The organism is Nocardioides humilatus (assembly GCF_008373755.1).
Classification (GTDB): Bacteria; Actinomycetota; Actinomycetes; order Propionibacteriales; family Nocardioidaceae; genus Nocardioides; species Nocardioides humilatus.
This window is the reverse complement of record NZ_VUJV01000003.1, coordinates 1,107,610-1,132,027: the sequence shown is the minus strand read 5'-3', so window position 1 is coordinate 1,132,027 and position 24,418 is coordinate 1,107,610. Positions and strand designations below refer to the sequence as shown.

Here is a 24,418-nt window from a genome sequence, read left to right as displayed (position 1 = left end):
CGGAGGAATCAGGTTGGCTAGATATTTCGCCTGCGGGGGTTGGAGGTTTCTCCTAGTGTCTGCTCGGAGGTGTTGATGTCCGAGGAAGCGGTGCGCCCGAACGTCGGGGCGCTCGACCTGACGGTTCGCATTGCCGGGATGGTCGCCTACGCGGTGGGCCTCTGGTTCTACATCCAGGTCTTCGGACTGCCGAAGCAGGCGATCGAGGTCGTCATCTGCATCTGGCTCGGCACGGTCGCCTGGGACGTCCGACGGCCGGTGCGCGAACACCTGATCTTCCTGCGCGACTGGTGGCCGCCGTTCGTGGTCTTCCTCGCCTACCTCTACAGCCGCGGTCTCTCTGATGACCTCGGCATCTTCAGCGTCCACGTGACGGCCCCGGCTGACGGCGACCGATGGCTGTTCGGCGGGACGTTGCCGACGGAGTTCCTGCAGCAGCACCTGTGCGGGTCGCCGTGCGACCGCTCGATGTCACCGCGGTGGTACGACGTCGCGCTGACCACCGTCTACTACTCCCACTTCTTCGCTGCCCTGGGAGTCGGCGCGTTCCTGTGGAAGCGCAACCGTCCCGCGTGGGTGCGCTACATGCGGCGCTACCTGACGGTGATCTCGGTCGGCGTCATCTGCTTCGTGGTCTACCCGGCGGCGCCGCCGTGGATGGCGTCGCGCGACGGCGCGATCCCCGAGGACGTCAACCGGATCACCGGGCGCGGCTGGTTCGACCTGGCCTCCAAGCACGGCAGCGGAGGCACCGCGCAGCAGCACGTGTCAGCCGTCGGCAACCAGGTCGCCGCGATGCCGTCCCTGCACGCCGCGCTGGCCATCCTGGTCGCCCTGTGGGGTGTGACCCACCTGCGCAGCCACTGGCGCTGGGTCCTGCTGCTCTATCCGGCGGCGATGATGTTCATGCTCGTCTACTACGCCGAGCACTACGTCGTCGACGAGATCGCCGGGGCGCTGCTGGTCGTCGTGGTGATGGCCGGCTGGACCCTGTGGGAGCGCAGCCGGCCATCACGCGAGGTCGAGGAAGAACCTCAGCTGTTCTCGACGATGTAGTCGATGCACTTCGTGAGCGCGTCGATGTCGGCCGGGTCGATGGCCGGGTACATCGCGATGCGCAGCTGGTTGCGGCCGAGCTTGCGGTAGGGCTCGGTGTCCACGATGCCGTTGGCGCGCAGCGTCTTGGCGATCGCGGCGGCGTCGATGGAGTCGTCGAAGTCGATCGTGCCGATCACGAGCGAGCGGTCCTCGGCGTTGGGGACGTAGGGCGTCGTGTAGGACGTCCGCTCGGCCCAGCCGTAGAGGTTGTTGCTCGACTCGGTGGTCCGCTCGACCATGCCCTTGAGGCCGCCCAGGCTGTTCATCCAGTCGAGCTGCTCGGCCATCAAGAAGAGCGTGGCGACCGACGGGGTGTTGTAGGTCTGGTTGAGGCGGCTGTTGTCGATCGCGGTCTTCAGGTCGAAGAACGGCGGGATGTAGCGGTCGGAGGCCGAGAGGCGCTCGGCGCGCTCGATCGCGGCGGGCGACATGATCGCGAAGTAGAGGCCGCCGTCGGAGGCGAAGCACTTCTGCGGGGCGAAGTAGTAGGTGTCGACCTGGTTGAGGTCGACCGGCAGGCCACCCGCACCCGACGTCGCGTCGATCAGCACGAGGGCGCCCTCGTCGATGCCCTCAGGGCGGACGACCGGAGCCATGACGGCGGTCGAGGTCTCGTTGTGGGCCCAGCCGTAGACGTCGACGCCGGCCTCGGCGACGGCCTCGGGCCGCGAGCCCGGGTCGGACGAGATGACGCTGGGCGCGTCGAGCCACGGCGCGGCCTTGACCGAGCTGGCGAACTTGCTCGAGAACTCACCGAAGGTGAGGTGCTGCGACTTCTGCTCGATCAGGCCGAAGGCGGCGATGTCCCAGAACGCGGTCGCGCCACCGTTGCCCAGCACGACCTCGTAGCCCTCGGGCAGGTCGAAGAGGGACGCGAGGCCCTCGCGCACGCGACCGACGGTGTTCTTCACCGGCGCCTGGCGGTGGGAGGTGCCCATCAGGCCGTCGCCCGTCGCGGCGAGCGCGTCGAGGTGGCTGGTCTGGATCTTCGACGGGCCCGCACCGAAGCGGCCGTCGGCGGGCTTGAGATCAGCCGGGATCTGCAGTGCCAGATTGGGGGCGTCGGTCATGCGGCAACCTTCTCAGAGAGGTGGATGTGCGACCTGACGACGCTGTCAGTGAGAGAACCAGTGTGACAGCCGGGTCACGGCGGTGATAAATCGATATCCGTGATGGACAGCGTGATCGAGCTCCGCGCGGTCGACTACGGCCACCCCGACGCGGTGGCGCTCGTGGCGCGCGTCCAGGAGGAGTACGTCGAGCGCTACGGATCGCCCGACGAGAGCCCCGTCGAGCCGGAGATGTTCGACCCGCCCGAGGGCCTCTTCCTCGTCGCCTACGTCGACGGCACGCCGGTCGGCACCGGGGCCTGGAAACGCTCAGCCGTGCGGGAGCTCGGCGGAACGGTGGGTGCGGAGATCAAGCGGATGTACGTCGTACCGGAGCAGCGCGGGCGCGGCCTGTCGCGCCGGATCCTCACTGAGCTCGAGGAAACCGCCGCGGCGGCGGGCTACGACCTACTTGTCCTGGAGACCGGCCTCAAGCAGCCCGAAGCGATCGGTTTGTACGAGTCGGCCGGTTACGTGCTCGTGCCGGGATTCGGCCACTACTGCGGCAGCGAGCTGAGCCGCTGCTTCGGCAAGCGGGTCTGAGCCCCGATGACGACCGGTCGACCGGCCCGGTAGCCGACGGCGATCTGGACCACGCCGAGGCCGACCAGCAGCGCGCACGGCACGCCCCAGCCGCCCGTGGCGTGGTGCAGCATGCCGACGAGGAACGGGCCGCTGGCCGCGATGAGGTAGCCGAGGCTCTGGCTCATGGTCGACAGCGCGGCGGTGTCGGCGGAGCTGGCGGTGCGGAGCGCGACGCAGAGCAGGACGACGGGGAAGACCGCGCCGCCGGCGCCGAGGAGGGCTGCCCACAACCAGGCGCCGCTCGCGGGGGCCAGGCCCAGGCCGGCCCATCCCACGATCGACATGACGGTCAGTGCGGCGATCAGGTGACCCTGGTGGCGGACCCGCCCGGCGATGCTGGGCGCGAGGAAGAAGAGCGGCACGCCGAGGGTGATGCTGACGGCCAGCAGCAGGCCGGCCTTCTCGGCGCTGAAGCCGGCGTCGGCGTAGACGCTCGGGAGCCAGCTCATCATCACGTAGGCGAAGGTCGACTGGGTGCCGAAGAGCAGGGTCACCGCCCACGCGGTCGGGTTGCGCCACATCGACGCGCCCCTGGGCACTTGCCGCCGGTCGGAGCGGCCACGGGCGAACGGCGCCCACGCGAGGGCTGCTGCGAGGGCCACGATGGCCCACAGGCCCAGGCCGAGCCGCCAGCTGCCCGTGGCGGTGGTGAGCGGTACGGCGACCGCAGCGCCCGCGGCCGAGCCGAGCGAGAGGACCGCGGTGTAGGCGCCGGTCATCGCACCGACCTTGCCGGGGAAGTGCTCCTTGACGATCGCGGGGATCAGCACGTTGGCCAGGGCGATGCCCGAGCAGGCGACGAAGGTCCCCGCGAGCAGGGCGGGCGTGCCGTCCAGCACGCGCAGCACCAGACCGGCGGTCAGGACGACGAGGGCGAGGCCGAGGCCGCGGTCCACCCCGATCCGCCGGGTGACCGCCATCGCGGTCGCGCCGACGAGGGCGAAGCAGAGCACCGGCAGCGAGGTGAGCAGGCCCTGGGTCGCGGGGGAGACCCCGAGGTCGCCGAGGTGGTCGAGCAGCGCACCGAGGCTGGTCACCGCGATGCGCAGGTTGAAGGCCACGAGCAGTACGGCCGCGACGAGCCCGACTCCCACACGAGTGCGTGACTGCGAGGATGGGGCGGTCGCGACGTCCGCTCCCGAGCTGCGGAGGTCGACGATCGTGGCCATGTCACCTAGTATTGCAGACATCGGATGATTGGATGAAATGATGCCGCTCGCTCCTGCTACGCCCGCGTCCCTGGTCGACCAGGCGATCAACGGCATGCGCGCGCTCCTCACGAGCGGCGAGTGGGCCGTCGGCACCCGGATCCCGCCTGAGCCCGAGCTCGCGGCGGCCCTCGGCGTCAGCCGCAACACCGTGCGTGAGGCGGTCAAGGCACTCGCCCACGTCGGCGTGCTCGAGGTCCGGCGCGGCGACGGCACCTATGTCGCGGCCACCACCGAGGTGCAGGCCCTGATGCGCCGTCAGTGCGAGACCGTCGACATCGCGCACCTCCTGGAGGTCCGCCACGCGATCGAGGTCCAGGCGGCCACGCTGGCTGCCGGTCGTCGTACTGCTGCGGACCTCGCGGCCCTCGACGCGACGCTCGAGCGGCGCAGGGCTGCCGTCGACGTCCACGACGTCGCGGGCTTCGTCGATGCCGACGTCGAGTTCCACGTCGGAGTGGTCGCCGCGGCCCACAACCCGCTGCTCTCCCAGCTCTACGACGGCCTGGTCGAGACCCTGCGCGCGAGCATCAACGACCCCGCCGAGCACGACGACCTCGGCCCCGAGCACGACACCGTGCTCGAGGCCATCCGTCGGGGCGATGCCGCGGGCGCAGCCCAGGCGAGCGCCGACCTGCTCGACCACGTGCCGCGCTGAAAACGGACGACGCCGGGCCGCCCCGAAGGGGGCACCCGGCGTCGCGACGTCAGATCAGCCGAGCCAGGCGGGGTCCCAGCCCTCGACCTCGTCGGCCTTGCGGGCGGCGGGCCCGGTGTAGATCGCCGACGGGCGGATGAGCCGGCCGGTGGTCTTCTGCTCGAGGATGTGCGCCGACCAGCCGCCGGTGCGGGCGCAGGTGAACATCGAGGTGAACATGTGGGCCGGAACCTCGGCGAAGTCGAGGACGATCGCCGCCCAGAACTCCACGTTGGTCTCGAGCACCCGGTCGGGCCGGCGCTCGCGGAGCTCGGTGAGCGCGGCCTGCTCCAGCGCCTCGGCGACCTCGTAGCGCGGGGCGCCGAGCTCGCGGGCCGTGCGTCGCAGCACGCGGGCGCGGGGGTCCTCGGCGCGGTAGACGCGGTGACCGAAGCCCATCAGGCGCTCGCCGGAGTCGAGCAGGTTCTTGACGTAGGCACGGGCGTCGCCGGACTTCTCGACGTCCTCGATCATGCCGAGCACTCGGGACGGGGCGCCACCGTGGAGCGGGCCGCTCATCGCGCCGATCGCGCCGGACAGCGCGGCCGCGACGTCGGCGCCGGTCGAGGTGATGACGCGCGCGGTGAACGTCGAGGCGTTCATGCCGTGCTCGGCGGCCGAGGACCAGTAGGCGTCGATCGCGTGGGCGTGCTTGGGGTCGGCCTCGCCGCGCCAGCGGATGAGGAACTTCTCGGCGAGGGTCTTGCCCTCGTCGACGAGGCGCTGCGGCACGACCGGCTGGTGGAGGTCGCGGGCCGATTGGCCGGCGTAGGCCAGCACCATGACGGCGGCGCGGGCGAGGTCCTCGCGGACCTTCTCCGGTGTGGAGTCGTAGGTGTAGCGGATGCCGAAGGCCGGCGCGAGCATTGCGATCGCGGCCTGCAGGTCGACGCGCACGTCACCGGTGTGCACCGGGAGCGAGAACGGCTCGGCCGGCGGCAGGCCCGGCGAGTAGGTGCCATCGATCAGGAGGCCCCAGACGTTCTCGAAGGGCACGCGGCCCACCAGGTCCTCGATGTCGACGCCGCGATAGCGGAGGGCGGAGCCTTCCTTGTCGGGCTCGGCGATCTGCGTCTCGAACGCGATGACGCCTTCGAGTCCGTGGTGTACCTCGGGCATCCGGAATCTCCTTTGACTCGCCCCGACAATTCGGATGGGCACCGGCATTCTGCCGCACCGGCTAGCGTCGGCCTATGCCTGGTGCCGAGGAGCCTGATCTCGCGACCCTCCGCAAGGACTACGGCGACGCCGGACTGACCGAGGATGCAGCCGACCCCGACCCGTTCGTGATGTTCCGGCGGTGGTTCGCCGATGCGCAGGACGCGCACCTGCACGAGCCCAACGCGATGGTCGTCGCGACGGTGTCGCCGGAGGGCAAGCCCTCCGCGCGCATGGTCCTGCTGAAGGGTCTGAACGACGGTGCCGACGGTGCGGACGGGGGCTTCGCGTTCTTCACCAACACGACCTCGCGAAAGGGCGAGGACCTCGCGCACGAGCAGCACTGTGCGCTGCTCTTCCCGTGGCACCCGCTCGAGCGACAGGTCCGGGTCGAGGGGGTCGCTGCCCGGCTGACCGACGCCGAGGTGGCGGCGTACTTCTCCGCGCGGCCGCGCGGCAGCCAGCTCGGCGCGCACGCTTCACCGCAGTCCCGGGTCGTCGCGAGCCGGGCGGAGCTCGACGCGCGCTACGCCGAGGCGGAGCAGCGGTACGGCGGGCCCGACGGCGGGCCGGTGCCCGTGCCGCCCGACTGGGGTGGTTACCGGGTGCGCCCGGAGATGTTCGAGTTCTGGCAGGGACGGCCCGGGCGGATGCACGACCGGTTGCGCTACCGCCGCGGTGACGGCGGTTGGGTCGTCGACCGGTTGGCCCCGTAGCGGTGCGGGTCGGTCAGATCGACCGCGACCGCCCCGAGCGCTCACTCGCGCACAGGTAGCGCAGCGGCACTGACGCCTGGGTGTTGGTCGGCGTCACGGTCGCGCGGACCCGACCCACGATCTCGCGGCGTCCGGACAAGCGCAGGTCGAACGACGTCCGCAGGACCCGCTGTCCCTCCATCGCCATCAGCGACTGGGTGTCAGCGACGGTGCCGTCGGGCAGAACCCACCGGACCACCAGCGGCCCCTCGCCGCCGTCGGTCACGATCGTCGCTGAGAGGTGCATCGCCGCTCGCGGGCAGTTGGCCTGGGGCGGGGTGATGGACAGCGCCATCCGCTCGACTTGCGGCGGGCCGGGCATCGGGTCGGTCGCCGTCGCGGGGGAGAAGAGCAGCCAGGCGCCAGCGGCACCGCCGGTCAGGACGGTCAGCAGTGCGACCAGGCCGGTGAAGATCGCGACGATCCGGCGGAAGACGCTGCGCTTGCGGGGCGCGGGGGCGATGACCGCCACAGCGACGAGTGCGGGGGCCTCGCGGCTAGGTGGTCCCTCCGGTGCGGCGACCACCTCCTCGGGGGAGACGACCGGCATCGGGTCGGGCGGGGCGAGCGGTTGCACCTCGGGCACCGCGTCGACCGGTGGCTCGACCGCTGGCGCGGGGGGCGTCGGGAGTGCGTCGAGGGGCGGGGCGAGCGGGTGGGCCGGCGTCTGCTTGAGGTGGTTGGAGGCCCACCGTTCCGCGGGGATCGCCTCGAGCGCCCCGATCAGCTCGAGGGGTAGCGGCCGCCGGGCTGGCGTCGTGGTGAGTGCGCGCTTGAGCACGGTCGCCGCTCGGGGCGGGAGCGATGCGAGCGAGGGGGTCATCGCCGAGCCGTTGGTCAGGTCGAGCGGGTGAATGCCGGTGAGCAGCTCGAAGGCGAGCACGGCGAAGCCGTAGGAGTCGGCCCAGACCGCCGCTTGGCGGGTGGCGCCCGCCCCCTCCGGCACGGCGTCAGGGCGCGCCAGGGCGGCCCGGCCGTCGGGGAGGATGAAGACGCCCGCGGGTCGGAGCGCACCGTGGACCAGGCCGCACTCGTGCATCGCGTGCAGGGTGGCGGCCACGTCGCGCAACGCGTGCAGCGCCGCGGCTGCGGGCAGCGGCGAGATGCTGACGAGGTCGTCGAGGGTGAGGTCGGGGAGCAGCTCGGTGACCAAGGTGGCGGTCGGGGCGTTGGGGTCGAGCTCGTAGGCAGGCGCGAGGCGCGGCTGGAGGGACGCGTCGAGGATGCGCGCTTCGAGGCGGAGTCGCCGCAGCGTGTTGCGGCCGTAGTTCGTGATCTCGAGAACTGTCACGGGCATGCCTTTTCGACGGGCCCTCCCCGTAGAGAAAACGGTAGGTCGGGGGTGGCGTGAGCGCACCGCTTTCCGGGTTTCATTTGTGTCTCAGCACCGTGATTCATCCGATCGGATAACCCCGCGGGTGCGCCCCTCGTTGCGCCTAGGGTCGACACGACACAGGAGGCGACGGTGGCGGTAGGACGAGGGATGCGGATCCTGGGCGCGGTGACCTCGGCGGCAGTGCTCGTCGGAGCGGCCCTGACGGGTGCGCCCGAGGCCCGCGCCGACGACCCGACGCCGGTCGTGGTGGAGCAGCAGTTCACCACCGCCGACGGCGTCGAGCTGCGGACCACGCTCACCAGCCCGGGACCGGTGGAGGCCCGGCCGACGGTCGTCGAGTTCTCGCCGTACGGCAACAACAGCCAGAGCTTCACCTTCGACGCCGACTACAACTACCTGCTCGTGCAGATCCGCGGCACCGGTTCGAGCGACGGGCAGTTCGACGCGCTCGGGCCGCGCACCCAGCAAGACGTCGTCGAGGTGCTCGACTGGGCCTGCACGCAGCCGTTCAGCGACGGTCGGCTCGCGGTCGCCGGCTTCTCGGCGAGCGCGATCATGCTCTTCAACAGCTGGCACCTCCACCTGCCGTGCGTGGAGGCCGCCGTCACCCGGTCGGGCACCCACGAGCTCTACCGCGACCTGCTGGTGCCCGGTGGGGTGCAGAACCTGATCCCGGGGGCCGGCGTACTCGCTCTGATCGGGGCACCGCTCCTGATGCAGGGCGGCGATCGGGTCACGGACCCGCAGTCGGCGTACGAGGCCTTCGCGGGCATGTTCACCACCGGCGTCAACGCCGGCCTCGCGCACCCCAGCCTCGACGCGTGGTGGCGCGACCGCGGCTGGCGCGGTGACGCCAACGACATCCCGGTGCTGCTCATCGATGGCTTCTTCGACGTCGAGTCGCGAGGAGCTTTCCAGGCCTACCAGGCGTTGAAGGGCGACGGCGCGCACCTGCTCCTCGCCGGTGGGCATGACGGCTCGCCCGCCGGCACCGACGGCGGTGCTGCCGAGGCGCAGGCGTGGCTCGACCACTTCCTGCTCGGCTCGGCCAACGGTGTGGAGACCCACCCGCGCGTTCAGCTGCTGATGTCGCAGGGCGACCGCACGCGCTACCTCGCCGGTGACTTCGTACGACGCGACGGCACGGACTGGCCGCTGCCGGGCACCTCGTGGGTGCCGCTCCACCTCGGCGGGCGTGGCCTGTCGCTCACCAAGCCGGCGCTTGCGACCACCCAGCGCTATGCGACGGTCCCGTCGATCCCGACGATGACCGACGTGCCCAACGCGGCACTGATCGGCGCGGCCGGGCTCGACATGCTGACCGGCGCCCTGCCGCTGCTGACCCAGACCCAGCTCGCCGACCTGACCGGCCTGACCTACACGACGCGGGCGCTGGCGACGTCGGTCGACCTCGCCGGCCCGGTCGCGCTCGAGCTCCCGTTGAAGACCTCCACCCCGAACAGCAGCATCTGGGCGGTCCTCTCCGACGTCGCCCCCGACGGCTCCTCCCACCCGCTCACGGTGGGCCGCCTCTCGACCTCCTACCCGGGCGTCGTCGCGAGCCAGTCGCTGGTCGACGGCGGCAACGTGGTGCAGCCGTACGGCGACTACTCGACCAAGCAGGCCGCGAAGCCGGGCCAGTGGCGGACCTACCAGGTCGAGCTGTGGCCGGTCGGCAACCGCTTCTTGGCGGGCCACAAGATCCGGCTCACCCTGGCGGGCTCGTCGCTGGCCTCGCTGCCGACCGGGCAGCCGGCCATCCACACGGTACGCGTGGGCGGGCCCGCCGGTGCCCGGATCCTCGTGCCGGTCCTCCCCGGCAGCACGCTCTCGTTCGGCTGACCGGAGGTTTCGAGGCTTGTCGCTAGCGCTCCTCGCACCTCAACCACCGGGGGTTCAGCGGGGCCGACGGATCCGGTAGTCGCCGGTGACGATGCGGTAGCCGAGCTGGGCGTTGACGTGGCGGATGCCGGTGTTGGACGCCTCGTTGGTCGTGTAGCTGCGGGTCGCGCCGGCAGCAGCGGCGCGGACGTGGGCCTCCTGCTTGAGGGAGAACGCGAGACCGCGGCCGCGGAAGGCCTGGCCGACGCCGGTGTAGTGGATGAGGAGGATCTCGTCCTTGATCTCGCCGGTGATGATCGCGGCCGGTGCGCCGTCGACGCGCGCGAGCAGGGCGAAGGGCCGGCCGGCCTCGGCCAGCTCCACGCGGATGTCGGCCAGCCGGGTGATGATGCCGTCCTGCACGGCCTCCGGGTTGGTCTGGCTGTCCACCAGCATCGCTTCGACCGCGTCCTCGTCGGGAAAGTTCAGGTCGGCCGCGTCCTCGACGGTGAGGTCGGACGGAAGGTTCGGCTCGGGCAGGTCGACCAGTGCCATCTCCGAGACGATCCCGTGCTGTTCGACCCGGTAGCCCCAATGCTCGGCCACGGCCAAGGAGCGCTCCTCGAGGTCGTCGACGCGGGAGGCGAGCACCTGCACGACGTCGGGGAGGAGGGACGTCAGCTCGGCGCGGAGCGCCGTACCGACGCCCTTGCCCTCGTGTGCGGCGGCGACGAAGACGTGCAGGATCGCCCAATCCGGCGGGAAGAAGGTGGGGCGGGCGATGAAGCCCCACGCCGCGAGGTCGCCGTCGACGAGGGCGGTGCGGAAGTGGCGGTACTCCCAGATCTGCGACGGCTCGAAGAGTCCCGCGGACGCGGTCCGTTCGGTGCGGGGGAGGCGCTCGACCTCGAGGTCGAGCAGGGCTGAGTACGTCGCGGGGTCCGGCGTCGTGATCTCCACCCGCGCATCGTGCCCCATCGTCCGCCGGGCCGCGCGATAATTCCTTTGTGAGTGAGTGCTCACTCACTTACGATCGACGACGTGCAGGATCAGGAGCGGAGGGGGCGGGCGGCGCCGCTGTCCCCGGACGAGCGTCGCGAGGCGCTCATCGCCGTCACCCTCCCGCTCCTCCACGAGCACGGCCGGGCCGTGACGACGCGACTCATCGCCGAGGCCGCGGGCGTTGCCGAGGGCACGATCTTCCGCGTCTTCGCCTCCAAGGACGAGCTCGTCGACGCGACCGTCCGTCGCGCCTTCCAGCCGGGGCGGATGCTGGACGACCTGGCCGGCGTGCCGGTCGACGCCGACCTGCGCGAACGCGCCCTCCTGATGGTCCGGGTCATGCAGGAGCGGTTCGCCCGTTCCTTCCACCTCCTCCAGCGGATGGGGATGGTCGGCCCTCCGGAGCCGCCGCCCGGTGACGTCGAGTGGACCGCCAAGGTCCAGCAGACGATGCAGGCGATGGCCGACCTGCTCACGCCCTTCGAGGACGAGCTCGTGCAACCGGCGAGCGAGGTCGTCCGGACCCTGCGGCTCCTCACCTTCTCCGGCACCCATCCCAAGTTCACCGGCGGCAACCTGCTGACGGCAGAGCAGATCGTCGACACCGTGCTCTACGGCGCGGTGAAGCGGAAGGAATCCTGATGCTGCTGCGTCTCCTCCGGGAGTACCTGTCGCCGTACCGCGGCTGGCTGGCGGCGCTCGTCGTCCTCCAGTTCACCTCGACCGCCGCGATGCTCTACCTGCCCCACCTCAACGCCGACATCATCGACAACGGCGTCGCGACCGGCGACACCGACTACATCGTCAAGATCGGCGGCGTCATGCTGGCCGTGGCGATGGTGCAGGCCGCCTGCTCGATGACGTCGGCATGGTTCGGCAGCCAGGCCGCGATGGCGCTCGGCCGCGACATGCGGGCCGCGGTCTTCGGTCGGATCGGGACCTTCTCGAGTCGCGAGGTGTCGACCTTGGGTGCGCCGTCCTTGATCACCCGCGCGACCAACGACGTCCAGCAGGTGCAGATGCTCGCCCAGATGACCTGCCTGATGGCGGTCACGATCCCGATCATGATGGTCGGGGGCGTCGTGATGGCGATGAAGGAGGACTTCGGTCTGTCCTGGCTCGTCGTCGCTGTCGTGCCGGTCCTCTTCCTCTGCATCGGGCTCGTGGTCTCCCAGATGATCCCCGCGTTCCGCCAGGTCCAGGAGCGGCTCGACGACGTCAACCGGGTGCTGCGCGAGCAGATCACCGGCATCCGGGTGGTGCGCGCCTTCGTGCGGGAGCCGCAGGAGACGGCCCGGTTCGCGAGGTCCAACGACGACCTCACCGCGATGTCGGTGACGGCCGGCCGATGGATGGCCTCGCTCTTCCCGCTCGTGATGGTGGTGTCCAACGTCGCGAGCGTCGGCGTCATCTGGTTCGGCGGGCACCGCGTCGACAACGGGCAGATGGAGGTGGGGGCGCTGACGGCGTTCCTCTCCTACCTGATGCAGATCCTCATGTCGGTGATGATGGGGACCTTCATGCTGATGATGGTGCCGCGCGCGTCCGTCAGCGCCGACCGCATCGCCGAGGTGCTCGACACCGACTCCTCGATCGCCCCGCCCACGTCGCCCGTCACCGAGGTCGAGCTGGTCGGCCATCTCGACCTCGAGGACGTCGGCTTCACCTACCCCGGCGCCGAGTCCCCGGTGCTCGAGGGCGTCTCGCTGTCGGTGCGGCCCGGCCGCACGGTCGCGGTGATCGGCTCGACCGGTGCCGGGAAGACCACGCTGGTCAACCTGGTGCCGCGCCTGCTCGACGCCACCGACGGCCGGGTGCTGGTCGACGGCGTCGACGTGCGCGACCTCGAGCCCGAGCTGTTGTGGTCGCGGATCGGTCTGGTGCCCCAACGCGCGTTCCTCTTCACCGGCACCGTCGCCTCCAACCTGCGCTACGGCAACCCTGATGCCACCGACGACGACCTGTGGCACGCGCTCGAGATCGCCCAGGGCGCCGACTTCGTGCGCGAGATGCCCGAGCAGCTCGACGCCCCGATCGTCCAGGGCGGCACCAACGTGTCCGGCGGTCAGCGGCAGCGTCTGGCGATCGCCCGCGCGTTGGTACGACGACCCGAGATCTACCTCTTCGACGATGCGTTCTCGGCGCTCGACGTCGCCACCGACGCGCGGCTCCGCACGGCGCTGCGGGCCGAGCTGATCGCCAGCGGCGAGGCCGCGCTGGTCATCGTGGCCCAGCGCATCGCGACCATCCGCGACGCCGACGAGATCCTCGTGCTCGAGGACGGTCGCGTGGTCGGCCGGGGCACCCACGATGAGCTGCTGGCGGGCAATCCGACCTACCAGGAGATCGCTGCGAGCCAGGGCATCATCGAAGGAGCGGCAGCATGAGCGCCCCGACCAAGCCCGCCACCATGAAGCAGACCGAGCGGGTCGTCCAGGGGCCCGGTTTCGGGCGCGGTCCGATGGGCGGCGGCATGGTCGGCCAGAAGGCGCACGACTTCCGTGCCTCGGGCAAGAGGCTGCTCGGGCTGTTGCGACCGGCGCGGATGCAGGCGGTCGCCGTACTCCTGCTCGCGGCCGGCAGCGTCGCCTCCGTCGTCGTCGGGCCCTACCTGCTCGGCAAGGGCACCGACCTGGTCTTCAACGGCCTCATCAGCGAGCGGTTGCCGGAAGGCTCGACCAAAGCGCAGGCGATCGCGGCAGCGGAAGCCCGCGGCGACGATCGCGCGGCGAACTTCCTGCGCGGTCTCGACATCGTCCCCGGCCAGGGCGTCGACTTCGGCGCCGTGGGCCACATCCTGCTGATCGTGCTGGCGATCTACGTGCTCGGCCAGTTCCTCGGCTGGCTCCAGGGCTGGCTCGTCAACGACGTCGTGCAGGGCACCGTCCAGCGGATGCGCTCGGACGTGGAGGACAAGATCCACCGGCTGCCGCTGTCCTACTTCGACCGGCAGCCGCGCGGCGAGCTGTTGAGCCGGGTCACCAACGACATCGACAACGTCGCGCAGAACCTCCAGCAGACCATGAGCCAGCTGCTCACGTCGGTGCTGATGGTGATCGGCGTGCTCGGGATGATGTTCTGGGTCTCGCCGCTGCTCGCGGGGATCGCCCTGGTCTCGGTGCCGCTGGCGATGATCGCGACGGCTCAGATCATGAAGCGGTCGCAGTCGCAGTTCATCAACCAGTGGCGGCAGACCGGACGGCTCAACGGCCAGATCGAGGAAGCCATCTCCGGCCACGCGCTCGTGACGGTCTTCGGTCGCCGCAGCGCGGTCGAGGCGGAGTTCGCCGAGGCCAACGAGGGGCTCTACCAGTCGTCCTACCGGGCCCAGTTCGTCAGCGGCCTGGTGATGCCGCTGATGATGCTGATCGGCAACCTCAACTACGTCGTGATCGCCGTCGTCGGAGGCATCCGGGTCGCCCACGGGTCGCTGTCGCTGGGCGAGGTGCAGGCGTTCATCCAGTACTCCCGGATGTACACCCAGCCGATCACGCAGATCGCCTCCATGGCCAACCTGCTCCAGTCCGGGGTCGCCTCGGCCGAGCGGGTCTTCGAGCTGCTCGACGCCGAGGAGGAGGTCGGCTCGACTCCGCTGGTTGAGGTGCGAGCGTCAGCGAGCCTCGAAACCAAGGAGACGCGCGGCGAGGTGCACTTCGAGGACGTCTCCTTCTCCTACGACCGCGACGAGCCGCTCATCGAGGACCTGTCCCTCGTCGCGCGACCGGGGGAGACGGTCGCCATCGTCGGCCCGACCGGGGCGGGCAAGACCACGCTGGTCAACCTGATCATGCGGTTCTACGAGCTTGACGGCGGTCGCATCACGCTCGACGGCGTCGACATCACCGCGATGCCGCGAGCCGAGCTGCGCGACAACATCGGCATGGTCCTCCAAGACACCTGGCTCTTCGAGGGCACGATCCGCGACAACATCGCCTACGGGCGTCCTGGCGCGACCGACGAGGAGATCCGCGAGGCCGCGCGGGCGACGTACGTCGACCGGTTCGTCCACTCCCTGCCCGAGGGCTACGACACCCGGGTCGACGACGAGGGGTCCAACCTGTCGGCGGGCGAACGCCAGCTGATCACCATCGCGCGTGCCTTCCTCGCCCAGCCGGCGCTGCTGATCCTCGACGAGGCGACGTCGTCGGTCGACACCCGTACCGAGCTGCTGCTGCAGCACGCGATGGCGGCGCTGCGCACCGACCGGACCTCGTTCGTGATCGCGCACCGGCTGTCGACGATCCGCGACGCCGACCTGATCTTGGTGATGGAGCACGGTCGGATCGTCGAGCAGGGCTCGCACGCCGAGCTGCTCGAGCGGGGTGGGGCGTTCGCGCGGCTGCACGCGGCCCAGTTCGCGGCGGCCGCCGGGTAAATCGCTTGGCTTCGCCCGTGCGACGACCTACCTTTTTCCTACACGAGAAAGGAGGTGATCCGAGGAATGATTTCCTATAGGACGCGTGAGGTGGTTGCCGGTTAGGCAACCCCAGCGACGAGGTGGGATCACCTCGTTCTCTGAAGCCGGGCTGCCGGCCAATCCAACGCAGCCACCCGACCCGCAGGTGAACCGGGCACGTCCCCCGGGCGGTCCTCATGGACCACACCTGCGGGTCGCTTCATTTTTCGAAGGAGCCATAGCAACAAGTTGACCTCGGCAACTAGTCGGAGATATGGTTGATGACATCAACCAATCTTTCGAGTGAAGAACCGAGGCGCAATCCGGATGTCGCAATCAGCCACCGCTGAGCAGGCCGGCCAGATGTCCCACCGCGAGGTGATGGAGGCCCTGACCGGGCTCCTCCTCGCGATGTTCGTGGCGATGCTCTCGAGCACCGTCGTCACCAACGCCCTGCCGGCCATCGTCACCGACCTCCACGGCAGCCAGACCGGCTACACGTGGGTCGTCGTGGCCACCTTGCTGACCATGACCGCGACGACCCCGATCTGGGGCAAGCTCGCCGACCTCTTCAGCAAGAAGGGGCTCGTGCAGGTCGCGCTCGTCATCTTCTCGATCGGTTCGATCGTCGCCGCCTTCGCGCCCAACATGGGAGTGCTCATCGGCGCCCGCGCGATCCAGGGCCTCGGCATCGGCGGCCTCACCGCGCTGGTCCAGGTGGTCATCGCCTCGATGGTCTCGCCGCGGGAGCGCGGTCGCTACAGCGGCTACATCGGGGCGGTCTTCGCGACGGCCACGGTCAGTGGCCCGCTCCTCGGTGGCGTCATCGTCGACAGCGCATTGGGCTGGCGCGGGTGCTTCTTCATGGTCCTGCCCATCGCGGCGCTGGCGTTCGTCGTACTCCAGAAGACGCTGCACCTGCCCGTCGTCCGCCGCGACGACGTGTCGATCGACTACCTCGGCGCGACCCTCATCGTCGGTGGCGTGAGCGTCATCCTCGTGTGGGTCTCGCTCGCCGGCACCGACTTCGCCTGGGTCTCGGTGCCCACGGCGCTGATGCTCGCCGGGGGTGTGGCCCTCATCGGCGCGGCGCTCTACGTCGAGGGGCGGGTCGCCCGCGAGCCGGTCATCCCGCTGCACCTCTTCAAGGACCGCACCATCGCGCTGGCCACCACGGCGTCGGTGATGGTGGGCGTCGCGATGTTCGGGTCGACCGTCTACCTCGGTCAGTACTTCCAGCTCTCGCGGGGGATGTCGCCCACCGAGGCCGGTCTGATGTCGATCGCCATGGTCGGCGGTCTGGTGGTGTCCAGCGCCATCACCGGTCGCCGGATCACCGCCACCGGGCTGTGGAAGCGCTACCTCGTCGGAGGCTCCGCCCTCCTGGTCGTCGGCCTCGCGCTGCTCGCCACCATCGACGCCCACACCGCGCTCCCCGTCGTGCTCGGCTACATGGCCGTCACCGGCCTGGGACTCGGGGCGGCGATGCAGAACCTCGTCCTCGCCGTGCAGAACAGCGTCGAGCCGCGCGACCTCGGTGCCGCCAGCTCGGTGGTCGTCTTCTTCCGCTCGATGGGCGGCTCGATCGGTGTCTCCGCGCTCGGTGCGGTGCTCGCCCACCAGGTCGCCAGCCAGCTCGGTGCCCCCGGCCACTCGACCGGCGACATCCCGGACCTCGGCGCCCTGCCGGCGCCGATCCGCGCGCTCTACGAGGGCGCGATGGGCGACGCCACCGGCCACCTGTTCCTCATCGCGGTGCCGTTCGCGGTGCTGGCCCTGATCTGCGTGCTCTTCATCAAGGAGACCCCGCTGAGGACCCACTTCGGCCCCGCCGAGACGGCCGCGCCCGAAGCGACGGCCGAGATCGAGGAGCTCGAGGGGCTCCGTGCCGAGGAGGCGACGGCCTGATGGGCGCCGACCTCGACACCGAGCGCACCGACACCCTGCGCCACCTCGAGCAGGAGGTCGGCGTACTGGTCCGCCGGGTGCGTCGCATCATCGGCGTCCGCGCCGTGGCGGTCCACCCCGACCTCCAGGGCGTGTCCTACCTGATCCTCGGCTACCTCGCTCAGCACAGCCCCATGCGGGCGTCGGGCCTGTGCACCGTGTTCGACATGGACAAGGGCGCGGTGAGCCGGCAGGTCCAGCACCTCGTCGACCTCGGTCTCGTCGACCGCACCCCCGACCCGGCCGACGGGCGCGCCACGCTGATCACGGTCAGCGAGGAGGGCACGCGGCGGCTCGGCGACGTCGCCCAGCACCGCCGCAAGCTGCTCGCCGAGCGGCTCGGTGACTGGAGTGCGGACGACCTCGACCAGCTCGGCGTGCTGCTCAGCCGTTACAACGCGGCGCTGGCCGACGACTGATCTACCGGAGCCACACCGCAGTGTTGGCCGGCAGCCGATCGCCCACTGGCCCGCTGCTGACGACCACCTCGCCGTCGGGCATCGCCACCGAGCGTTTCCCGGCGTTGAGCACGACGGTCAGCCCGCCGCGTCGTACGACGAGCACGTTGCGCCGCGACTCCGCTACGCAGGCCTCGTCGGCGTCGCGGAAGTGCTCGCGCCGCGCCGCCAGCGCGCGGCGGTAGAACTCCAGCGTCGACGCCTCGTCCCCGTCCTGGGCCTCGACCGTGAGGCCGGCCCAGTCGTCGGGCTGCGGGATCCACGGCTGGCCGTCGCCCGGACCGAAGCCGTAGGGCGGCGCGCCCCCCGACCAGGGCAGCGGCACCCGGCAGCCGTCCCGTCCCGGCTCGCCGGTGCGGAACCACGACGGGTCCTGGCGAGCCTCGGGTGGCACGTCGACCTGCTCGAGGCCGAGCTCCTCGCCCTGGTAGAGGTAGGCGGAGCCCGGCAGCGCGAGCATGGTCAGCGTCGCGGCGCGGGCCCGGGCGAGACCGACCGGGCCGCCGCCGTAGCGGGACGGGTGGCGGATCACGTCGTGGTTGCTCAGCACCCATGTCGGCGGTGAGGCGTGGGCCGACGCCAGCGCGGCGATCGAGCTGTTGATGACCTGCGCGAAGTCGTGCGCGGACCAGTCGGTGCCGAGCCAGCCGAAGTTGAAGGCCTGGTGGAGCTCGTCGGGGCGCACGAACTGGGCCATCGACTCCGCCGTCTGGGTCCATGCCTCGGCGACGGCGATCCGCTCGGGCTCGCCGTACTCCTCCAGGACGCGGCGCCAGCGCCGGTAGACGTCGTGGACCTCGGGCTGCTCCCACATCGGCTCGTCGCGGAGCACCCGCTCGACCATCGAGCGGGTCTCGTCGGTCGAGTCGTCGCGCGGCACCTCGCCGGGGGCCCGGGTCGCCTCCTTGGGGCGCTTCTGGTCGCGGAGGCTCTCCTCCTTGTAGAGGCCGTGGGCCACGTCGACCCGGAAGCCGTCGACCCCGCGGTCGAGCCAGAACCGCAGCACTCCCTCGAACATGTCGCCGACCTCGAGGTTGCGCCAGTTGAGGTCGGGCTGGGAGCTGTCGAAGAGGTGCAGGTACCACTGGCCGTCCTCGACCTGGGTCCACGCCGGGCCGCCGAAGACCGACAACCAGTTGTTGGGGGGCTTGCTCCCACCCCGCCCCTTGCCCTCGCGGAACAGGTAGCGGCTGCGGGCCTCGGACCCCGGGGGCGAGGCGAGCGCTTCCTGGAACCAGACGTGCTGGTCGGAGGTGTGGTTGGGGACCAGGTCGACGATGACGCGCAGACCGAGCTCGTGGGCGCGAGCGAGCAGCGCGTCGGCGTCGGCGAGGCTCCCGAAGAGCGGGTCGACGTCCTCGTAGTCGGCGACGTCGTAGCCGTGGTCCTTCTGCGGCGAGGTGTAGAACGGCGTGATCCAGAGGGCGTCGACGCCGAGGTCGCGCAGGTAAGGCAGTCGCGACGTGATGCCCGGAAGGTCACCGACGCCATCGCCGTCCGCGTCGGCGAAGCTGCGCACGTAGACCTGGTAGACGACCGCGTGCTGCCACCAGCTCATGAGAAGTCCTCCGGGTTGATGGCGATCCAGACCTGCTGCGCGGTCGCGACCAGCTCACCGTCGGCGGTGTAGAGCGACGAGGCCGTGAGCGCCTTGCGGCCCTCCGCGCTGCGCAGCGTGCCGACCGACACGTGCGGCTCACCGACGACGGGTAGGCGGTGGATCTGGGCGGTCATCGTGCCGAGCACCATCGGTCGGTCGTCGACGCCGGCCGCCCAGCCGCTGGTGCAGTCCAGCGCCGCCCAGGTGATCGGGACGGTGACGTCGTAGGGCCTCCATACGGTCGCGACGCGCGAAGGGTCGTCGGCCAATCGCCCCGGGAAGATGTGCAGCCCGTCGCCCTCGGCCCGGTCGGGGCCGCAGGCGAAGCAGGTCGGGAAGGGGTGCTGCGCGAAGCCGGGGTAGCGGGTCTGGGCGTCGGTCGCCTCTTCGAGCGTCGCGGCGGCGACGGGCGCGAGCTCGCCGCTGTCGACCCGAGCCTCGACGACGGTGCGGCCCTCGTGGGTCGCAGCGATCCCGGTCTCGCTCTCGGCGATGGGCAGATCGATGTCGAGCGGAGGCGGCAGGCGAAGGGCGACCGTCACCGGGGTCTCCGGCTTCGCGGTCAGCCGCTCGGCCAGCGCGCCGGCGGTCCAGCCGCCGTTGCCCGACCGCGGCGGTCCGTGGAAGCGCTGCGGCACGATCAGGGGTGTCGTCGTCGGCTGCATACCCCCGAGCCTGCCAAACGCCCGGTGGGACCGCCGCCGCGGGCAAAGCGGCAGCGCCCGGGTCGATAGGTGAGAATGGCCCCGTGAGCGATCTCATCGACACCACCGAGATGTACCTCCGCACGATCTACGAGCTCGTCGAGGAGGGCATCGTTCCGCTGCGCGCCCGGATCGCCGAGCGCCTCCACCAGAGCGGACCGACCGTGTCGCAGACCGTTGCCCGGATGGAGCGCGACGGTCTGCTGACCGTCGAGGGCGATCGCCACCTCGAGCTCACTGACGACGGCCTCCGGCTTGCAACGCGCGTGATGCGCAAGCACCGCCTTGCCGAGCGACTGCTCACCGACGTGATCGGCCTCGACTGGGAGCTCGTCCACGAGGAGGCCTGCCGCTGGGAGCACGTCATCTCCGAGACCGTCGAGCGCCGCCTGCTCGAGCTCCTCGACCACCCGACCGAGTCGCCCTACGGCAACCCGATCCCCGGCCTCGCCGAGCTCGGCGAGGAGCCGTCCGGCGTCGACTTCATGACCGACGTCGAGCCGCTCTCCAAGGCCGCGGGCGTGGAGACGAGCCGCGCTCTGGTGCGCCGGATCTCCGAGGAGATGCAGAAGGACGAGGCGCTCATGAGCGCCATGCGCCGGGTCGGCGCCCTGCCCGACCGCACGATCACCATCCAGGCCACCCCCGACGGCGTACTCGTCGGCTCCGGTGGCGAGACCGCCGAGATCTTCCCCGAGGCGGCCGATCACATCTTCGTCAAGCGACTCTGATTCGCGCGTCGCACCTGACGCACGTGTCGTGATTTCGCGAAATCACGACATCTACGTCAGGTACGACGGCGCTCGGCGAGCGCCGGGAGCCACTCCGACGTACCGACCTCGACCTTGTACGACGCGTGCTCGTCGCCGCGGGTCACGCCCCGGTTGACGATCACGACCGGGGTGCCGAGCTTGGCGGCTCGCTTCACGAAGCGCAGGCCGCTCATGACGGTCAGGCTGGAGCCGGCCACGAGCAGCGCGCCGCCTGAGTCGGCGAGGGCGTCGACGGCGGCGTAGCAGCGCTCGACCCGGGCGGCGGGGACGTTCTCTCCGAAGAAGACGACGTCGGGCTTGAGGGCTCCGCCGCACGCATCGCACGGTGGTACGACGAACCCGGCGGTGTCGTCGAGGTCGACATCACCGTCGGGCCGGCTCACGACGTCGGCGTGCAGCTCCAGCCACCCGGCGTTGAGCACGGCCAGTTGCTCCTGCAGAGCGGGCCACGGCGTCTTCCGTCGGCAGCCGAGGCAGACCACGTCGGCGACCCGGCCGTGGAGAGCGACCAGGCGCGGGGTGCCGACTGCTTCGTGAAGGCCGTCGACGTTCTGGGTGATGACCAGGTCGGCGTTGAGCTCGGCGACGGCGTGGTGGCCGGCGTTGGGCACGGCGCGACCCATCCGTGACCAGCCGAGATGGGAGCGGGCCCAGTAGCGCTGCTGAGCCGCAGGCCCGGACACGAACTCCTGGTAGGTCATCGGCGTCCGGTTCGGCGATCCCGGACCTCGATAGTCGGGGATGCCCGAGTCGGTCGAGAGCCCTGCGCCGGTGAGCACGACCAGCGGACCGGAGGCGCAGAGCTCGAGCGCCTCAGCCGTAGCGAAGACGGGCACGCTCACGCGCCTTCTCCGCCTCAATCTCGCGGTCCTTCGGCGGCGCGGTGGTCACCAGGTCGTCGAGGAGGTGCTGGGTGATGTGGGCGATCTCCGCGACCGCGCGGTCGAACGCCGCCTGGTTGGCCAGGGACGGCTTGGTCGCCCCGCTGACCTTCCGCACGTACTGCAGCGCGGCAGCCGTCACCTCGTCGGTCGTCGCCGGCGGCTCGTAGTTGTGGAGGACCCTGATGTTCCGACACATGCTCCGAGCCTACGTCGACCCGCCGACCCTCTACGACCGGTCGTTCAGGTCGAAGAACTCCACGTCCTCGCCGGTGACCAGCACGACCCGCCCGTCGGGCAGGGGTACGGCGCGCACCTGAGCCACGTCGTCGCCGTACTCGACCTGGACCATCCGGTTGTGGAGCTCGCCGCCGTCGATGTGCACGACCGACAGGTAGCCGACTTTGGTGCGCTTGTAGTCCTGCACGACCGTCAGGAATGTCCGCGAGGAGTTGATGAACGTGAACGACCGCGGATCGGTGCCGGCCAGCGCCTCGGTGCCGCTGGCGTAGTTGAGCACGTCCATGCGGTGCAACCGGTCGAGGTGCTTGACGTTGAAGAGGCCGGCCTGCGCGCCCCAGCCGTGGCCGTTGGGACCCTGGCCGATGCCGATCAGTCGCTTGGGTCCGAGCGGGTGGAGGTAGGAGGAGAAGCCGGGGATCTTCAGCTCGGCGATCAGGCGCGGACGCTCCACGTCGGTGAGGTCGATGGCCAGCAGCGGGTCGACCTGGCGGTAGGTCACCAGCAGGGCGAGCCCGTCGAACCAGCGCACGGACGTGAGCTGCTCGTTGCGGCCGAGCCGGTCGAGCCGTCCGATCTCGACGAGGTCCTGCCCGTCACGCTCGAAGGTGACGACCGAGTTGAAGTTGCCGGTCTCCGAGGTCGGGGTCACCGCGACGCGGAGCACGCCGTCGGCCTCGTCCATCGCCCAGCGGTCGTCGATCGCGCCCTCGACCTCGCCCGAGGCGACGTGGATCGCTCGGGTGCCGTCGACCTTGAAGTCGAAGAGATACGTGCTGCCGCCCCGCACGCTCGGGACGGTGCGGACGGAGGAGCAGGCCACGCAGTCGAAGCCGAAGCCCCACGCCGGACTGGCGGCGAGGTAGAGGTGGTCCACCGACTCGTAGGCGATGTCGGTGGCACCGGCGAGGCCGATCGCGTCCACGTCCTTGGCGTCCGCCGCGTCGAAGCCGACGATGCTGACGGTGTCGAGGGTGAGCTCGTCGCTCGGGATCGCCACGTCGGTGCAGTCGAGCAGCTGCTCGGGATCCTCACCCGCGGAGGTGATCGTGGGCAGCCAGTCCTCGATCGTCGACTTCTTGATCTTGTCGCGGTTGCGCTCGAGCGCCTCGCGTCGGTTGAGGCCGCGGTGCGGGTGCGCGAACCCGAGGTCGGGCAGCCCGCTGGACAGCACCAGGCGTACGTCGTCGCCGTGCTGCCGCGCCGACAGCAGCGTCGCGTCGTAGGCCACGTCGTCGACCACCTCGGGCTCGGTCGGGTCGGCGAGCGACACCGTCGCGACCCTCGTGCCGGCGGTGCCCCGCGGGGCCTCGTCGTCGACGCCGACCGCGACGACGGTGTCGCCGGCCAGCATGATCTCGCCGTCCTCGAGCCCGTCGAGGTCGAGCGAGGAGATCCGGTCGGTGCGCTTGCCGGTCACGTCGTAGGTGATCAGCTCGTCATCGCGGAGGCGGACCAGGAGCGAGCCGTTGGTCTTCACGAGGTCGGGCTCGTCGACGCCGATCTCCTGGACGTTGGTGCCGGTGTCGCTGTTCTCGACGCGCGAGGTGCGCGCGTCGAGCGGGGCGTCGTACTCGCTGACGCTCTTAGTCAAGCGGGACGCCGTCGAGAGCCACGGCCCGTTGGCCGCCGGCGAGCGCATCCCGCCGAAGTCGTCGCTGAGCTGGGCGATGCCGCCCTGCAGGACGAGGTCGCGCCCGTAGTAGCCGCGATAGGGGTCCTCCCAACCCCAGGCGGTGACCCGCCCGAGCCCGCGCCGCACATACGTGTCGAGCAGCTCGTCGCAGGACTTGGCCGGGTCGAGGTCGGCCTGGAAGGCGACGTTGCTGGGTCCGGTCTCGGCGAAGGGGGAGCGGGCGGAGGTGTCGCCCCCGCCGTCTCCTCCACTGACCAGGGCGCCGGCGATGAAGGCGCCGACGACGCCGGTCGCGACACCTGCGGTCAGCAACGGCCGCATCAGGAAGCGGCGCCGTCCGCCCGTCGAGGCGGTGCGCACGCCGGCGGCCTTGCGGCCCGCGCGCAGGATGTCGTGGGTGGGCGCCTTGCCGACAGGCAGGTCGTCCCAGAGCTCTTCGAGATCGGTCATCGCGAAGTACCTCCGCTCAGGTCGAGTAGGTGGTCGTTCGCAGCCAGCTGGGCCAGGGACCGGGAGAGCCGGCTCTTGACGGTGCCCGCAGGGACGCCGAGTACGTCGGCGGTCTGTCGCTCGGTGAGCTGCACGAAGTAGCGCAGCACCACGACGTCGCGGTTGGGTTTGGTCAGGCAGGACAGGGCGCGGTGGACGGCGTCGGCCACGGCGACGGAGTCGGTGTTGTCGGCCGTCGCGAGCAGGCGACCGGCGTCCTCCAGCGCGCCGGTCGCGGCCCGGTCCTTCCACCACCGCGTGCGACGGCTGTCGCGCAGGCAGTTGAGGAGCATCCGGTAGACGTAGGCGTCGCGGTTGTCGGCGCTGCTGACCTTGTCCCAGCCGGTGTAGCACCGGACGAGGGTCGTCTGGGCGATGTCCTCCGCCTCGTGCGCCATCGCGCCGAGGAAGATGGCCGCCCGCACGAGCGTGGTCCACGCCTGCTCGACGTACTCGGCGTACGCCGCCTCGCTGTCTCGATCCACGAACTCTCCGTCGCCGTTCCTACCTGGCCCATTGCTGGGT

22 protein-coding genes are annotated in these 24,418 nt (G+C 70.7%); 11 read left to right on the top strand and 11 right to left on the bottom strand.

The window, feature by feature from the left end; genetic code table 11:
• Positions 1–75: 75 nt before the first annotated feature.
• The gene (locus tag F0U44_RS13265) at positions 76–1,056 is read left to right on the top strand and encodes a phosphatase PAP2 family protein (RefSeq protein ID WP_149728733.1); all 981 of its coding nucleotides are present in this window, start codon (positions 76–78) and stop codon (positions 1,054–1,056) included.
• Here the strand turns inward: F0U44_RS13265 and serC are convergent.
• Positions 1,035–2,168 (bottom strand): phosphoserine transaminase, encoded by a 1,134-nt coding sequence (serC, locus tag F0U44_RS13260; protein WP_149728732.1) that lies wholly within the window; start codon positions 2,166–2,168, stop codon positions 1,035–1,037. The genes F0U44_RS13265 and serC overlap by 22 nt on opposite strands.
• Positions 2,169–2,270: 102 nt before the next feature.
• Here serC and F0U44_RS13255 point away from each other — a divergent pair, with 102 nt between their 5' ends.
• Complete coding sequence (locus tag F0U44_RS13255; protein ID WP_149728731.1) at positions 2,271–2,750, top strand: GNAT family N-acetyltransferase; 480 nt, start codon at positions 2,271–2,273, stop codon at positions 2,748–2,750.
• Here the strand turns inward: F0U44_RS13255 and F0U44_RS13250 are convergent.
• Positions 2,705–3,961 (bottom strand): MFS transporter, encoded by a 1,257-nt coding sequence (locus tag F0U44_RS13250; protein ID WP_188113469.1) that lies wholly within the window; start codon positions 3,959–3,961, stop codon positions 2,705–2,707. The two genes, F0U44_RS13255 and F0U44_RS13250, sit on opposite strands and share 46 nt — an antisense overlap.
• A gap of 40 nt (positions 3,962–4,001) precedes the next feature.
• Here F0U44_RS13250 and F0U44_RS13245 point away from each other — a divergent pair, with 40 nt between their 5' ends.
• Positions 4,002–4,658 carry a FadR/GntR family transcriptional regulator gene (locus tag F0U44_RS13245; protein WP_149728729.1) on the top strand — a complete coding sequence of 219 codons (657 nt, stop codon included), beginning with the start codon at positions 4,002–4,004 and terminating at the stop codon, positions 4,656–4,658.
• A gap of 54 nt (positions 4,659–4,712) precedes the next feature.
• On the opposite strand, the gene F0U44_RS13240 is transcribed toward F0U44_RS13245, so the two are convergent.
• Positions 4,713–5,816, bottom strand: coding sequence for a citrate synthase 2 (locus F0U44_RS13240; RefSeq protein ID WP_149728728.1), 1,104 nt, complete (start codon positions 5,814–5,816; stop codon positions 4,713–4,715).
• A gap of 74 nt (positions 5,817–5,890) precedes the next feature.
• Here F0U44_RS13240 and pdxH point away from each other — a divergent pair, with 74 nt between their 5' ends.
• Positions 5,891–6,571: a pyridoxamine 5'-phosphate oxidase gene (gene pdxH, locus F0U44_RS13235; protein ID WP_149728727.1), complete on the top strand. Its 681-nt coding sequence runs from the start codon at positions 5,891–5,893 to the stop codon at positions 6,569–6,571.
• Positions 6,572–6,584: 13 nt separating this feature from the next.
• On the opposite strand, the gene F0U44_RS13230 is transcribed toward pdxH, so the two are convergent.
• Entirely contained in the window at positions 6,585–7,901 is a 1,317-nt protein-coding gene (locus tag F0U44_RS13230; protein ID WP_149728726.1) for a serine/threonine-protein kinase, read from the bottom strand.
• A gap of 174 nt (positions 7,902–8,075) precedes the next feature.
• Here F0U44_RS13230 and F0U44_RS13225 point away from each other — a divergent pair, with 174 nt between their 5' ends.
• Positions 8,076–9,788 carry a CocE/NonD family hydrolase gene (locus F0U44_RS13225; protein WP_149728725.1) on the top strand — a complete coding sequence of 571 codons (1,713 nt, stop codon included), beginning with the start codon at positions 8,076–8,078 and terminating at the stop codon, positions 9,786–9,788.
• A 54-nt stretch (positions 9,789–9,842) separates the two neighbouring features.
• Here F0U44_RS13225 and F0U44_RS13220 read toward each other — a convergent pair whose 3' ends face one another.
• A complete protein-coding gene (locus F0U44_RS13220; protein WP_149728724.1) occupies positions 9,843–10,727 on the bottom strand; it encodes a GNAT family N-acetyltransferase in 885 nt (294 codons plus the stop codon).
• An 81-nt stretch (positions 10,728–10,808) separates the two neighbouring features.
• On the opposite strand from F0U44_RS13220, the gene F0U44_RS13215 reads away from it, so the two are divergent.
• From F0U44_RS13215 to F0U44_RS13195, 5 genes are all read left to right on the top strand, one after another.
• Positions 10,809–11,411, top strand: a complete 603-nt coding sequence (locus tag F0U44_RS13215; RefSeq protein WP_223163672.1) for a TetR/AcrR family transcriptional regulator — start codon at positions 10,809–10,811, stop codon at positions 11,409–11,411.
• Entirely contained in the window at positions 11,411–13,156 is a 1,746-nt protein-coding gene (locus F0U44_RS13210; protein WP_149728723.1) for an ABC transporter ATP-binding protein, read from the top strand. The genes F0U44_RS13215 and F0U44_RS13210 overlap by 1 nt, the downstream gene beginning before the upstream one ends.
• Positions 13,153–15,144, top strand: coding sequence for an ABC transporter ATP-binding protein (locus tag F0U44_RS13205; protein WP_149728722.1), 1,992 nt, complete (start codon positions 13,153–13,155; stop codon positions 15,142–15,144). Before F0U44_RS13210 ends, F0U44_RS13205 begins: the two co-directional genes overlap by 4 nt.
• A gap of 348 nt (positions 15,145–15,492) precedes the next feature.
• Positions 15,493–17,073, top strand: a complete 1,581-nt coding sequence (locus tag F0U44_RS13200) for an MDR family MFS transporter (protein ID WP_246160445.1) — start codon at positions 15,493–15,495, stop codon at positions 17,071–17,073.
• Positions 17,073–17,531: a MarR family winged helix-turn-helix transcriptional regulator gene (locus F0U44_RS13195; protein ID WP_149728721.1), complete on the top strand. Its 459-nt coding sequence runs from the start codon at positions 17,073–17,075 to the stop codon at positions 17,529–17,531. Before F0U44_RS13200 ends, F0U44_RS13195 begins: the two co-directional genes overlap by 1 nt.
• A gap of 1 nt (position 17,532) precedes the next feature.
• On the opposite strand, the gene F0U44_RS13190 is transcribed toward F0U44_RS13195, so the two are convergent.
• Together F0U44_RS13190 and F0U44_RS13185 are read right to left on the bottom strand one after the other, a co-directional pair.
• Positions 17,533–19,128, bottom strand: coding sequence for a glycoside hydrolase family 13 protein (locus tag F0U44_RS13190; RefSeq protein WP_149728720.1), 1,596 nt, complete (start codon positions 19,126–19,128; stop codon positions 17,533–17,535).
• Positions 19,125–19,835: a hypothetical protein gene (locus F0U44_RS13185; RefSeq protein ID WP_149728719.1), complete on the bottom strand. Its 711-nt coding sequence runs from the start codon at positions 19,833–19,835 to the stop codon at positions 19,125–19,127. Before F0U44_RS13185 ends, F0U44_RS13190 begins: the two co-directional genes overlap by 4 nt.
• 83 nt (positions 19,836–19,918) lie before the next feature.
• On the opposite strand from F0U44_RS13185, the gene F0U44_RS13180 reads away from it, so the two are divergent.
• Positions 19,919–20,605, top strand: a complete 687-nt coding sequence (locus tag F0U44_RS13180) for an iron-dependent transcriptional repressor DtxR (RefSeq protein WP_149728718.1) — start codon at positions 19,919–19,921, stop codon at positions 20,603–20,605.
• 56 nt (positions 20,606–20,661) lie between these two features.
• On the opposite strand, the gene F0U44_RS13175 is transcribed toward F0U44_RS13180, so the two are convergent.
• Genes F0U44_RS13175 through F0U44_RS13160 form a run of 4 tightly spaced genes read right to left on the bottom strand, consistent with a single transcriptional unit; the run spans position 20,662 to position 24,378 of the window.
• Positions 20,662–21,483, bottom strand: a complete 822-nt coding sequence (locus F0U44_RS13175) for a Sir2 family NAD-dependent protein deacetylase (protein ID WP_246160444.1) — start codon at positions 21,481–21,483, stop codon at positions 20,662–20,664.
• On the bottom strand, positions 21,461–21,727 hold the full coding sequence (locus tag F0U44_RS13170) for a DUF2277 domain-containing protein (RefSeq protein ID WP_149728716.1): 267 nt from the start codon (positions 21,725–21,727) through the stop codon (positions 21,461–21,463). Before F0U44_RS13170 ends, F0U44_RS13175 begins: the two co-directional genes overlap by 23 nt.
• 30 nt (positions 21,728–21,757) lie before the next feature.
• Positions 21,758–23,854, bottom strand: a complete 2,097-nt coding sequence (locus F0U44_RS13165; RefSeq protein ID WP_149728715.1) for a beta-propeller domain-containing protein — start codon at positions 23,852–23,854, stop codon at positions 21,758–21,760.
• The gene (locus tag F0U44_RS13160; protein ID WP_149728714.1) at positions 23,851–24,378 is read right to left on the bottom strand and encodes a sigma-70 family RNA polymerase sigma factor; all 528 of its coding nucleotides are present in this window, start codon (positions 24,376–24,378) and stop codon (positions 23,851–23,853) included. The genes F0U44_RS13165 and F0U44_RS13160 overlap by 4 nt, the downstream gene beginning before the upstream one ends.
• Positions 24,379–24,418: the final 40 nt, after the last annotated feature.